Below are 12,282 nucleotides of genomic sequence, written 5' to 3'. Positions count from 1 at the left end.
AGGTCATGTTCAAGAAAATCTTGATAGCGAACAGGGGCGAGATCGCTTGCCGCGTGATCAAAACTGCCAAGAAAATGGGCGTTAAAACAGTAGCCGTTTATTCTGACGCGGATGCAGATGCATTGCATGTGGAAATGGCAGATGAAGCAGTTCATATTGGCCCGCCTGCAGCAGCAGAGAGTTACCTGATTGCCGAAAAAATACTACAGGCTGCTATAGACACAGGTGCAGAAGCTATTCACCCCGGGTATGGATTTCTGTCAGAACGCGCATCTTTTGTTGAAGCCGTTCAGAAAGCAGGCCTCACTTTTATTGGCCCAGATCCTAAAGCTATTGAAGCAATGGGTGACAAAATTACATCCAAAAAGCTAGCAGCAGAGGCTGGTGTTTCCACGGTGCCAGGTCATATGGGTATCATCAAGGATGCAGATGAAGCTGCCAAGATATCAGCGGAAGTTGGCTACCCGGTGATGTTGAAAGCTTCTGCTGGCGGTGGCGGTAAAGGCATGCGCATTGCCTATAATGATGAAGAAGCGCGTGAAGGGTTTATTTCTGCGCAAAATGAAGCAAAGTCAAGCTTCGCTGACGACCGTGTTTTTATTGAGAAGTTTGTTGAAGAACCGCGTCATATCGAAATTCAGGTGCTGGGAGACAAGCACGGTAATGTCATTTACCTCGGTGAACGTGAGTGTTCTATCCAGCGGCGCCACCAAAAGGTTGTGGAGGAAGCGCCTAGCCCGTTTCTGGATGAAGAAACACGTGCTGCGATGGGCGCTCAATCCGTAGCGCTTTCTAAAGCCGTGGATTACTGCAGTGCTGGTACGGTTGAGTTTATCGTTGATAAACATCGGAACTTTTATTTTCTGGAAATGAATACGCGGCTTCAGGTAGAGCACCCTGTTACGGAGTATGTAACGGGCATTGATCTTGTGGAACAGATGCTTCGTGTCGCTTACGGTGAAAAGCTTGTTATGGCACAAGACGATGTGAAGCTAACTGGATGGGCAGTGGAAAACCGCGTGTATGCGGAAGACCCGTTCCGCGGGTTCTTGCCGTCCATTGGGCGTTTGTCACGTTACATACCACCAAAAGAAACGGAAAATGTACGCGTGGATACGGGTGTGTACGAAGGTGCGGAAATTTCCATGTTTTACGATCCGATGATCGCAAAACTGGTGACGTATGGTTCGACACGTATGGAAGCAATTGAATTGCAACGCCGTGCCCTTGATGAATATTATATTCGCGGTATTGCACACAATATTCCATTTTTGTCTGCATTGATGGCACATCCTCGTTTTCAGTCTGGTGATATGACCACTAACTTTATTGCTGAAGAATATCCTGATGGTTTCCTCGGTGGTGCCCTAAGTGAAAATGTAAAGGAAGCGCTGATTGTTGCGGCGACATTCATTAACGCTGTGGAGCAGTCACGCGCTAGTCAGGTCGAAGGGCAAATAAGTACACCGGCAGGCCCGCAAGACCAAAGCTGGGTTATTGGTGTTGATGATGAAAGTATCCGCACACGTATTGTACCACTGCAAGATAGTGCAGAGGTAGCGATTGGTAATATGCGGATAGAAATTGTCACGAGCTGGCTGCCCGGTATGCCTGTTATGCAAGCAAATATTGGCGGCCGTGATATTGCTATTGAAGTTGATAAGAACCCACTAGGCTGGACATTAACAACAGACGGCGTATCGAAAGAAATCCGCGTTCTCGGCGAAAAAGCAAGCCAGTTATTGGAGTTGATGCCGGAGAAGGTTGCGCCCGATACTTCCAAATTCCTGTTATGTCCTATGCCAGGTCTCGTTGTTTCTGTTTCTGTAGTTGAAGGTGAAGAAGTTAAAGCAGGGCAATCGCTTGCTGTTGTTGAGGCCATGAAAATGGAAAATATTTTGCGAGCAGAGAAAGATGGTATTGTGAAGTCTGTATCAGCGTCGGCTGGTGAAAGTCTGTCGGTAGATGCCGTTATTCTCGAGTTTGAATAACCACACATGACTTTGATAGTAGATACCAAGGACATTCTGAGTGACCTGATTGGATTTGACACCACTAGTCATCGGTCAAACTTGGCATTGATTGATTATATTGAAAAATATTTGGCAAAGCATGGTGTGCATGCTCATGTTTTACATGCCGCTGAGCAGGCTAAGGCTAATTTAATAGCAACCATTGGCCCTAATGTGCCGGGCGGTGTTGTCTTATCAGGCCATACAGATGTGGTCCCAGTGGACGGACAAGACTGGCATACGCCGCCGTTTAAAATGACTGACAAAGACGGCAATTTCTACGGCCGAGGCACGGCGGACATGAAGGGGTTTATTGCGGTTGTCCTTGCATATGTACCTGTTTTTACCAAAGCTAAGTTAACCCGACCCATCCATTTGGCTTTTTCTTTTGATGAAGAGGTCGGCTGCCTGGGTGTGCAGGAGATGCTGCCATTTCTTAAAGAGAATGTTCCTTTGCCGCGTCTTGTTGTGATCGGTGAGCCTACTTCAATGCAGGTGGCTACGGCACACAAGGGTCAGTATGTAATGAAGACGAAGGTCATTGGTCAGGAGGCACATTCCAGCCGCCCAGATGACGGGGTTAATGCGGTTGTTGTAGCTGCAGAGCTGATCAGTATGATTGATGAAATGGCTCAGAATTCCAAGAAGAATGGCCCTTTTGATGATGCGTTTTCGCCGTCATACACCACGTTTAATATTGGCCCCATTTCTGGTGGAAGTGCGTTTAATATTATCTCAAACTACTGTGAATTTGACTGGGAATTTAGATTTTTACCAACGGTTGATGGCCCAGCAATAGCAAAGAAATATCAACAATATCTGGATGATGAAGTTGTTCCGCGAATCCGCATGAAGTTTCCGCATTGCAACGTTACCAATGAAATGTGGGCTTATTTGCCACCACTGAAATCAGAGCCAGGGGCGGACGGTGAAAGTTTTGCCCTTGCTTTGGCACAGCGTAATGATTCAACCGTTATCGCATTTGGTACTGAGGGTGGGCATTTTCAAAACCTTGAATTTCCGGTGGTGGTATGTGGCCCCGGTGATATCGCGCATGCACATAAACCTAACGAGTTTGTGCCTGTCACACAGCTTGAAGCGTGTGGGCGCTTTATGCAGCGCCTATCTGAAGCTATGGCCACTTGAAAATCAAGCGCTACGGCCTTCTTGCTGCATGCGTTAGTGAGCTATTAAGATAAAGGTATTATACTTGGGCTGCTAAATGCTTTTGAAGGGTTGATTGATTGAGCAGCATCCAACAGCTTGAAATGCAGCAGTTTTCTTTGGGAGATATGCCAGATCTGCCTCATTTCAAGCCTATTTTAGAAACATATTTTGCTAGACGAGGCGCCAAAGTGATGCCGAGTTGGTCAGATTTTGAATTTCGAGACTTTATTGGCTGGCATTCTAAATTGGCTTTATCAAAATATGAAGAAGGCGGTTTTCGCTTCCGTATTTTCGGCGATGATCTTGTTGAAGTATTTGCGCGTAACTTGACTGGAGAGCTACTGAGTGAATCGGTTGCGCCTGAGCAAGTGGAGATAACTCGTCGTTATTTTGAAAAATTAGTGACTGGCCCATTTATTGGTTTGAGAACGGGGCGTGTTCCGGTGCAAGGGAGAGGCTTTCTAAACTTTCAAGTGTTGCATCTTCCGCTTTCCGCGACAGGCAACAATGTTGATCATTTCATCCATATTTTGAAGCCGGGTTAATTGGCTATATCTGGAAAACGGGATGTGTTGCTTCAATTGGATTTGAAACATCTTGCTCGTTATTTTCTGTTGGCATGGCTTCAAATGGCATTTTTGTTACCTTTTTCTCAGGCGCTGGTGTTGCCGAAAGGTGCATAGGGCGCGGCTCTATGCCAAATACTTCATCAAAAACATCTTTAATGACAACATCAAGATCGTTGAGAGTTATCGGCAAGCCAAGATCAGACATACTGGTCACGCCGTGTTCTGAAATGCCGCAAGGTACGATCCCGTCAAAATGATTAAGATCGGGTTCTACGTTGATGGCAATGCCATGATACGTGACCCACTTGCGCACGCGAACACCAATTGCAGCGACTTTGTCTTCTCGGCCGGCGCCGCGTTCAACCCATACACCGACACGGCCATTGCGGCGTTCTGCAACGACGTTAAATTTTGCGAGTGATCGAATGATGACTTCCTCGAGGCTGTAAACAAACTGCCTTACATCGCGGCCACGTTTTTTGAGGTCTAGCAAAAAGTAACCAACTCTTTGGCCTGGGCCATGATATGTATATTCGCCGCCACGGCCTGCATCGTACACAGGGAAGCGCTCAGGATCTATGAGATCAGCGATATCAGCGCTTGTGCCAGCTGTATAAAGCGGTGGGTGTTCCAGAAGCCACACGAGCTCTGGCTCTGTTCCTGCGCGAATTGCTTCTACGCGGGCTTCCATTTCACTCAGTGCATCAGGGTATGCAACCAATTCGTCTGTTATGCGCCATTCTAGAGACATCGTGTCTTACCTTATTGGACCCGTGATATATAAACGGGGTTTAACGTGTTTTCATGCCTGCGCCAAGTTTTTGCTAAAACCTTACACGGAATGCTTATGGTTAACGAAATGATAAGGTTCGCTGTGTAAGCATCATCTTTGATCATGTTACTGGAATAGAGTTAATCATATGAATGTTGAAGCCGTAGGCAGAGTTAGCGTTGAGATAACAGTCGTTCTTGGGCGTACTGCTATGCCCGTCCGGCAACTTCTCAAGATGGGCCGCGGTGCTGTCATTGATCTTGATGCCAAGCACGAGGACGAATGCTGGATATATGCAAATGGTGAATTGTTTGCACGCGGCGAGATTATGATTGTTGGTGAAAAGATTGGCGTTTCCATTACGCGTATGATGAGTCAGTTACAAGTCTAGGCGCTGAAACATTTTGTCACATATCAATGTCTTTTTACGCTTGCAGGCGGTTGGCTTAGCTGATAGATAATCGCCCGATCTTGCGGCCGTGGCGGAATTGGTAGACGCGCAGCGTTGAGGTCGCTGTGGGCTTCGGCCCGTGGAAGTTCGAGTCTTCTCGGCCGCACCAAAACATTTTACCATTGTTTATGAAATAGGGCAATTCCTTCAAAGGGTTGCCTTTTTTATATCTTCCGCTTTGGATGCACGAGGTTTGCTGGCGGCCTCAGTAAGCGAGCCAAAATCAACCGCATAAATAAATTCGGTAATGCTGTTTAGGTTATTTTTCATTGTTTCCTGTGGGTAACAATATGTTTTTACATCGTCTATTGTTTCCCTAAAGCGTCCCACATAAAGTGGCGAACAAATCACTTGGTAATTGCAAGGAGCCATAACATGAAAACACGTGCAGCTATTGCTTGGGGCGCGGGTAAACCACTTTCACTTGAAACCGTGGACCTTGAAGGACCCAAGGCTGGCGAGGTGCTGGTTGAAATTAAAGCGACCGGTGTATGCCATACAGATGCTTTCACGTTGTCAGGTGATGACCCTGAAGGTGCTTTTCCGGCTATCTTGGGTCATGAGGGTGCAGGCGTTGTGGTTGAAGTCGGGGCAGGGGTTAAAAGCTTGAAGCCGGGTGACCATGTTATCCCGCTCTACACGCCAGAGTGCCGAGAGTGCGATTACTGCTTGCATCCAAAGACGAATCTTTGTCAGTCAATACGCGAAACACAGGGCCAAGGTGTTATGCCGGACGGCACAAGCCGTTTTAGCATCGATGGCACACCTATTCTGCATTACATGGGCTGCTCAACATTTTCTAATCATACAGTGTTGCCAGAAATTGCGCTTGCCAAAGTACGTAAAGATGCCCCGTTCGACAAGATCTGTTACATCGGTTGTGGTGTCACCACAGGTGTTGGGGCGGTTGCTTTTGATGCGAAAGTCGAGCCTGGTTCGAATGTTGTGATCTTTGGCCTTGGTGGTATTGGCCTTAACGTTATTCAGGGCGCTCGTATGGTTGGAGCCAATAAAATTATTGGTGTGGACATTAACAACGCGCGTGAGGCAATGGGTCGTCAGTTTGGCATGACCGATTTTATTAACCCAAAAGAATGCGACTTGATGGAAGCCATCATGGACCTTACCAACGGCGGCGCAGACTATTCGTTTGAATGTATTGGTAATGTTAATACGATGCGCCAGGCATTGGAGTGTTGTCATAAAGGGTGGGGCGAAAGCATTATTATTGGTGTTGCGGGTGCAGGCCAAGAAATTTCTACACGCCCGTTCCAGTTGGTGACAGGTCGTGTTTGGCGCGGTAGCGCTTTTGGCGGTGCGCGTGGTCGTACTGATGTGCCTAAGATTGTTGACTGGTACATGGATGGTAAAATCAATATTGATGACCTTATCACACACAAAATGCCATTAGACGATATTAATAAGGCTTTTGATTTGATGCACTCGGGTGAGAGCATTCGTAGCGTGGTGGAATTCTGATAATGGAATGCACCAGTGAAACCATCGCCTTTGGCGGTCAGCAGCGGGTATACAAGCATGCCTCATCAACAACGCAAACGGACATGGAGTTTTCTGTATTTATACCGCCACAAGCACACGATGGCACAAAGGTGCCTGTGCTGTGGTATCTGTCTGGCCTGACCTGCACACAGGAAAATGTAACAACCAAAGCTGGCTTTCAGCGTTTAGCATCAGAACTGGGTATTATGGTGATTTGTCCAGATACGAGCCCGCGCGGTGAAGGCGTGGCAAACGATGATGCCTATGATTTGGGTCAGGGGGCAGGGTTTTACCTGAACGCCACAAAAGAGCCGTGGGCGCGGCACTTCCGCATGTATGATTACATTACGCAAGAGATGCAGGAACTTGTTCGCAGAAATTTCCCTGCAGATATGAATGCACAAGGTATTACCGGACATTCTATGGGTGGGCATGGTGCCTTAACTATTGGGATCAGAAATGCAGGCATTTTCAAATCAATTTCTGCTTTTTCACCGATTGTGGCACCTATGCAGGTGCCTTGGGGGCAGAAAGCATTTGCTGCATATCTGGGTGAAGATACCAGTAGGTGGTCACAGTACGATGCATGCGTACTGATTCAATCAGCGGAAGACAGATCAGGTTTTGCTGAAATTCTCATTGATCAAGGGCTTGCAGATAATTTTCTTGGTGATCAGCTCAAGCCTGAGTTGTTTGCCGCGGCCTGTAAAAATGTTGGGCAGAGATTAAATCTAAGGAAACATGAAGGTTACGATCATTCGTATTACTTTATCGCCTCCTTCGTTGAAGACCATTTACGCCATCATGCACAGTATTTGACCTAAAATAATAATGCGGTGGCCTTGTTGTGCGCATGCCGCATCTTGAGCTTAGTCAGATCGCTGTGCCCTGCACCGATATGATGGTGTCATATTGTTTCGTTGTTACATTCATTATGTGTTCTGTTCTGAAGACGTGAGATGAAAGAAGTAAGTGTAGAAATCATTTTCGCGTTTCCAGCCTAGTTTTTCATAGAGTTTTTGTCCGGGTATGTTTGTGAGCGCTGTTTCTAGTCGCAACCATGTTGCGCCGGATTGCGCAGCAAAATTTTGTGCGGCTTGCATCAACTGATCAGCAACGCCCTTTTTGCGTGCGTCTTCGCTGACAAAAAGGTCATAAAGTATCCATGCTGGCCGCATACTTACAGAGCAGAAAGTTGGATAAAGTTGTGTAAAGCCAATGCACTGGCCATTTTCGCTGATAGCCATGAAGATCACACTGGTTTCATTTTTTAAGTGCATGCACAGGTAATTATTAGCCTCCGTTAAATCAGAAGATTGCTCATAAAATTGCCTGTAAGCGTCAAATAAAGGTGCTATTTTACCTGCGTCAGATAACTGTGCTTGTGTGATTTTCATGAGAGTCTTTATGAATTAGGCGTTATTATTAAAACTACTCCGCGGCTAAAGCTTTATGAGTGAGGTCGAGGCTCTTTCGAATTAAGGAGAACATTTCATCAATTTCGCTTTCGGTAATGACGAGTGCTGGCGACAGGAACATCGTGTCATCAACGGCGCGCATAATTACACCTGTCGAGAAACAGAAATCCCGGCATAACCCGCCAGCACGACCTTCTGGCTCATATCGGCGCTGTGAGCTTTTGTTTTTTACCAACTCAAGGGCACCTAGCATACCAACCCCTCTTGTTTGACCTACTAAAGGATGTTCACCCAGTTCAGCGAGGCTTTTCTGGAAATAGGCTGATGTTTTTTCGCCGCGAGCGCCAACTAACTCCATACTTTCAATTAATTGGATATTGCGCAGCGCTATAGAGCACGCTACCGGATGCCCGGAATAGGTGAAGCCATGGGCCATTTCGTTGTCAGAACTAACGATTGTATTTGCAATTTCTTCGTTTAGTGCAACGGCTGAGATTGGCACATATCCACTGGACATACCTTTTGCCATGGTTATTAGGTCAGGTGTGAAGTCGTAAGTCTGGCAGCCAAACCAAGAGCCGGTTCTTCCGAAGCCACAAATGACTTCGTCGGACCAAAGCAGCACATTATATTTGCGGCAAATAGCTTCAATTTTTTGCCAGTACCCCTCAGGCGGTATCATCAGGCCGCCTGCGCCCATTACAGGTTCGCCTATGAATGCCGCTACATTCTCCGGGCCAAGATCAAGGATTTTATCCTCTAGCGCTTGAGCACTGCGTGCTGCGAACTCTGTTTCACTTTCTCCCGGTTGTGCATAATCGTAGAAGTGCGGGGTTGGTTCAATGTGATGAATATTAGGAAGCGGTAGGTCGAAAATATCATGCATGAAGGGCAGGCCCGTGAGGCTCGCCGCACCAATTGTTGTGCCGTGATAAGCTCGATTACGGCTAATGATAGCCTTTTTTTGAGGCTTACCTTTCAAATTCCAGTAGTACCAAATAAGTTTCATCGCTGAATCGTTAGCTTCAGAACCTGAGCTTGCAAAAAATATCTGATTAAGATCAGCAGGTGTTTTTTCAGCAATAAGAGCACTTAGCTCAACAACAGCAGGCGTCGTGGTTTGAAAAAACGTATTGTAATAGCTAAGGTTCTTAATGGCGCTAGAGGCAGCGTCTGCCAACCCTTCAACGCCGTAACCAAGTTGAGTGCACCATAGGCCAGCCATGCCATCAATGATACGATTTCCATCACTGTCCCAGAGATATACGCCTTTACCGTGGGAAATTACGCGCGGTTTCTGATCTCTTAGTTCATGGTGAACGGTAAAGGGGTGCAGATGGTGCGCGCTGTCTAAGGCTTGGTATCGCGCAGTATCGGCTTTATCAGTTGATGCGTTTAGGGCTGCTGTTTCATGATCTGTAGCCATGTTTTATCCTTTATGCTTCCACCTTGGAAATAGTAGCTAACTTATTGTGCTCAAACGGGCTGTTGAAACTGTACTTTATTGTCCCTTGTGCTGCATTGCTCTTTATTTAAAGCCAGCGTTTGATTATCAAATTTATTTTTTACTCAATGTATTGGTGAAAGTTAAATTAAATGTTATAATTATGTGATCACAAATTGACCAAAAGGTCAACGATCAACCTGAGTCAGTTAGATAATTATCATAGGATTGTTTTAAGTAATCGGCTGTGAAGGCTTTTTTAAAAAAGACGATATGCTATGACCTGCCAAAGGAAACATAGCCCCATAACTATGGTGTTCCTGTAAACGCAAGGCATAGGTTAAGAATATGGTTGAAAAGCTTGCGCTAACTGATGAAGGAAAGCTTCAAGAGCAAGGTTCTTACATTCATGAGCAAGTATACGGCAGGCTGCGTGAAGCCTTGATGGCTGGCGAGCTGGTTCCTGGAAGAGCTATTTCCATGCGCCGATTGGCGGCTGAGTTTGAAGTTAGTGCTATGCCCGCGCGTGAAGCTATTCGGCGTTTGGTTGCTTTGGGTGCGCTAGAGTTGACGCCAACGCGTCGTGTCATGATTTCTCGAATGACGAAAGAGCGATTGTTAGAAATTAAGGCGGCACGGCTTGCGCTAGAACCTTTATTGGCAGAGGCGGCGTTAGCGAATGTTGCCAAGCGTGTTAGAGAAAAAAATAAGGTAATTCGATCTCTCGAACAAAGCGATGCGTTGTTGGATGAAGCTATCCGGAAGGGTGACGTGCTGGGTTATTCTCGCTTCAATCGCGATTTTCATTTTGAATTATACAAGGCCTCTGACGCGACAGTCATTTTGGGCCTGGTCGAAAGTTTATGGCTTCAATTTGGCCCATTTATGCGGCAGGTCATAGGGCGTTTAGGTACTTCTTGCTTGATTGATGATAAACACAAGGAAGCAGTGAGAGCATTCAAAGAATGCGATGCCGAAAGGCTTAAATCGGCTATCATGGCTGATATCGAACACGGCATGAACACAATCGACGTAGAAGACGCCGAATCAAAGCGCTAATTCTAAAACATATTAACTGTAAATATCTTTCATTGCTATTTGCATCGTTTTTGCAATGTCTCTGTGTGGTGATGTTGTTAGTAGTTGTTGCTTTGACAGTTATGGATACTTCTTGTAAATGTGATCACAAAATTATATTTTATTGATATATTAGCCTACCAGCGCTAGCTTTTTCACAAATTTACCAGATTCAGAAAATTTGTGCATGATCTGTCTTTTTGGCTTAATCGTGCTTCATGTGTGCGGACGCTAAAGCAATGAATGTGCAAACTAGCGATGCCAACTCTGATTAAGTGTGTTCTGCGCTTGTGGGAGTTACCGTCTGGACACAGCAGTTTATAGATGCTTACGACATATTAGATGTTGAAGGTGATGGTTGGTTTTATAACTGTAAAGGCAAAATGTAATGGTTGAATTGAGGCCGGATATAAAAGTGGCCATTTTACAAACAGGCCGAGCGATTGAGTCTGCATTGGCAGAGCACGGTGACTATGATGAAATGTGTAAAACATTGTTTAAGAAAGCACCGGATGAAATAGATACGTTCAGGGTTTTGGATAACCATTTCCCTGACGATATTGATGCTTATGATCTTTATATTATTACCGGTTCTAAACACGGTGTTTACGAGCCACACAAATGGATTTTACCGCTTGAAAACTTGATACGTGAAGCTTTTCATCGAAATAAAAAGCTCATTGGCATTTGTTTTGGGCATCAAATAATGGCGCAAGCTTTAGGTGGTTGTGTTGAGAAAAGCGACAAAGGTCTTGGTGTCGGTTTGATGGATTATGATGTGACCTCTGCCGATGGTACTGTAAGACCTGTATCATTATATGCCTGGCATCAGGATCAGGTGGTAAAAGCGCCAGATGGTAGTAAAGTTATTGCTAAGTCTGACTTTTGTCCGATTGCAGGGCTGCAATACGGCGATCAAGCTATTTCAGTTCAAGCCCACCCAGAATTTACCGCGGATTATGAAAGAGACTTACTGCTAGCGCGCAGAGGCATAACAGTCTCTAAAGGCGTTGCAGATAAAGCCCTTCGTTCATTAGATAGGCCAAATAGCGCAGTATATATTCAGTCATTATTTATCGAGTTTGCAAATGCTTAACGGGTGCTGAAGAATAAATAGTTATGATTGGGCCAAGTTAATGTCAGTTTTAGTTATAGTATAATTTCAACTCACAATATGCATGCCCTATCTACTGAGTGTCGAAAACATTGCTTGCAAACATGCTGTAGTGAGGGCGGCGGATTAATAGGCGGCTATGTAACACTACAAACTGCCTTGATGTAGATGCAAAACATATAACAATCTGCGATATTGCGAATAATTCCTCTTACTCATATCACTTATTTCCTCTATAGAGTTACAAGCGAAACTAAATGAGGATACCTATGTCTGCTATCGTACATCTTGCTATTCCAGCTGGTGATCTGGAAACCACTGTAAAGTTTTATACCGATGTTTTTGGTTGCACGCTTGGGAACAGCGAAAAAGGGCGATGGGTTGATGTCAATTTCTGGGGCAATGAGCTGACATTGCATCAAAGCGAAGAGCAGTTACCTTCTGTTCGCCATGATGTTGATATGGGCGCTGTGTTGGTGCCTCATTTTGGGGTTCACCTGACGCAGAGCGATTTTGACGCGCTCAAAGAACGCATTGCCGCAGCAGGACTTAAGTATATTGATGAGCCTTATCGTCGTTTCTCGGGTGATAAATACGAGCAAGAAACCTTTTTTATTGCTGATCCAAATAATAATATCCTAGAGATCAAGACGATGAAAAATCCTGAGGTTCTATTCCCTGACGTTTGACGATTATACGTTTCTGCATCAAGTGACATAGACAGTATGGTGGCATAAGTATGCTACTATGCTGCAAAC

Annotated in this window: 12 protein-coding genes, 1 tRNA gene and 1 pseudogene; 10 read left to right on the top strand and 4 right to left on the bottom strand. The window is 45.5% G+C overall.

Features of this window, described 5'->3' with window-relative positions; translation table 11 throughout:
• Positions 1-5 precede the first annotated feature (5 nt).
• The 3 genes from OEU88_RS12900 (at position 6) to OEU88_RS12890 (ending at position 3,724) form a co-directional block, all read left to right on the top strand.
• Entirely contained in the window at positions 6-1,991 is a 1,986-nt protein-coding gene (locus tag OEU88_RS12900; protein WP_262695601.1) for an acetyl-CoA carboxylase biotin carboxylase subunit, read from the top strand.
• A 6-nt stretch (positions 1,992-1,997) separates the two neighbouring features.
• A complete protein-coding gene (argE, locus tag OEU88_RS12895) occupies positions 1,998-3,158 on the top strand; it encodes an acetylornithine deacetylase (RefSeq protein ID WP_262695600.1) in 1,161 nt (386 codons plus the stop codon).
• Between the two features lie 98 nt (positions 3,159-3,256).
• A complete protein-coding gene (locus OEU88_RS12890) occupies positions 3,257-3,724 on the top strand; it encodes a PAS domain-containing protein (RefSeq protein WP_262695599.1) in 468 nt (155 codons plus the stop codon).
• A gap of 151 nt (positions 3,725-3,875) precedes the next feature.
• Here the strand turns inward: OEU88_RS12890 and lipB are convergent.
• Positions 3,876-4,499 (bottom strand): annotated as a pseudogene (gene lipB / locus OEU88_RS12885) (lipoyl(octanoyl) transferase LipB); the annotation flags it as partial.
• A 169-nt stretch (positions 4,500-4,668) separates the two neighbouring features.
• Between lipB and OEU88_RS12880 the strand changes: the two are divergent.
• A complete protein-coding gene (locus OEU88_RS12880; protein WP_262695597.1) occupies positions 4,669-4,911 on the top strand; it encodes a FliM/FliN family flagellar motor switch protein in 243 nt (80 codons plus the stop codon).
• A gap of 82 nt (positions 4,912-4,993) precedes the next feature.
• Positions 4,994-5,080, top strand: a tRNA-Leu gene (locus tag OEU88_RS12875).
• Positions 5,081-5,118: 38 nt separating this feature from the next.
• Here OEU88_RS12875 and OEU88_RS12870 read toward each other — a convergent pair.
• Positions 5,119-5,241, bottom strand: coding sequence for a hypothetical protein (locus OEU88_RS12870; protein WP_262695596.1), 123 nt, complete (start codon positions 5,239-5,241; stop codon positions 5,119-5,121).
• Positions 5,242-5,346: 105 nt separating this feature from the next.
• Here OEU88_RS12870 and OEU88_RS12865 point away from each other — a divergent pair, with 105 nt between their 5' ends.
• Both OEU88_RS12865 and fghA read left to right on the top strand, forming a co-directional pair.
• A complete protein-coding gene (locus OEU88_RS12865) occupies positions 5,347-6,450 on the top strand; it encodes an S-(hydroxymethyl)glutathione dehydrogenase/class III alcohol dehydrogenase (protein WP_262695595.1) in 1,104 nt (367 codons plus the stop codon).
• Positions 6,451-6,452: 2 nt separating this feature from the next.
• A complete protein-coding gene (gene fghA, locus OEU88_RS12860) occupies positions 6,453-7,295 on the top strand; it encodes an S-formylglutathione hydrolase (RefSeq protein WP_262695594.1) in 843 nt (280 codons plus the stop codon).
• Between the two features lie 108 nt (positions 7,296-7,403).
• On the opposite strand, the gene OEU88_RS12855 is transcribed toward fghA, so the two are convergent.
• Both OEU88_RS12855 and OEU88_RS12850 read right to left on the bottom strand, forming a co-directional pair.
• Positions 7,404-7,868: a GNAT family N-acetyltransferase gene (locus tag OEU88_RS12855; protein ID WP_262695593.1), complete on the bottom strand. Its 465-nt coding sequence runs from the start codon at positions 7,866-7,868 to the stop codon at positions 7,404-7,406.
• Between the two features lie 34 nt (positions 7,869-7,902).
• Positions 7,903-9,315: an aminotransferase gene (locus OEU88_RS12850; protein WP_262695592.1), complete on the bottom strand. Its 1,413-nt coding sequence runs from the start codon at positions 9,313-9,315 to the stop codon at positions 7,903-7,905.
• Between the two features lie 366 nt (positions 9,316-9,681).
• Between OEU88_RS12850 and OEU88_RS12845 the strand changes: the two genes are divergently transcribed.
• From OEU88_RS12845 to OEU88_RS12835, 3 genes are all read left to right on the top strand, one after another.
• The gene (locus OEU88_RS12845) at positions 9,682-10,392 is read left to right on the top strand and encodes a GntR family transcriptional regulator (protein ID WP_262695591.1); all 711 of its coding nucleotides are present in this window, start codon (positions 9,682-9,684) and stop codon (positions 10,390-10,392) included.
• Positions 10,393-10,798: 406 nt separating this feature from the next.
• Positions 10,799-11,506: a type 1 glutamine amidotransferase gene (locus tag OEU88_RS12840; protein ID WP_262695590.1), complete on the top strand. Its 708-nt coding sequence runs from the start codon at positions 10,799-10,801 to the stop codon at positions 11,504-11,506.
• A 287-nt stretch (positions 11,507-11,793) separates the two neighbouring features.
• Complete coding sequence (locus OEU88_RS12835) at positions 11,794-12,213, top strand: VOC family protein (RefSeq protein ID WP_262695589.1); 420 nt, start codon at positions 11,794-11,796, stop codon at positions 12,211-12,213.
• The last annotated feature ends 69 nt before the right edge of the window (positions 12,214-12,282 follow it).

The organism is Kordiimonas aquimaris (genome assembly GCF_025574485.1).
Lineage (GTDB): Bacteria > Pseudomonadota > Alphaproteobacteria > Sphingomonadales > Kordiimonadaceae > Kordiimonas > Kordiimonas aquimaris.
The sequence above is the reverse complement of the archived record's forward strand: the minus strand, read 5'-3'. Positions and strand labels throughout refer to the sequence as shown.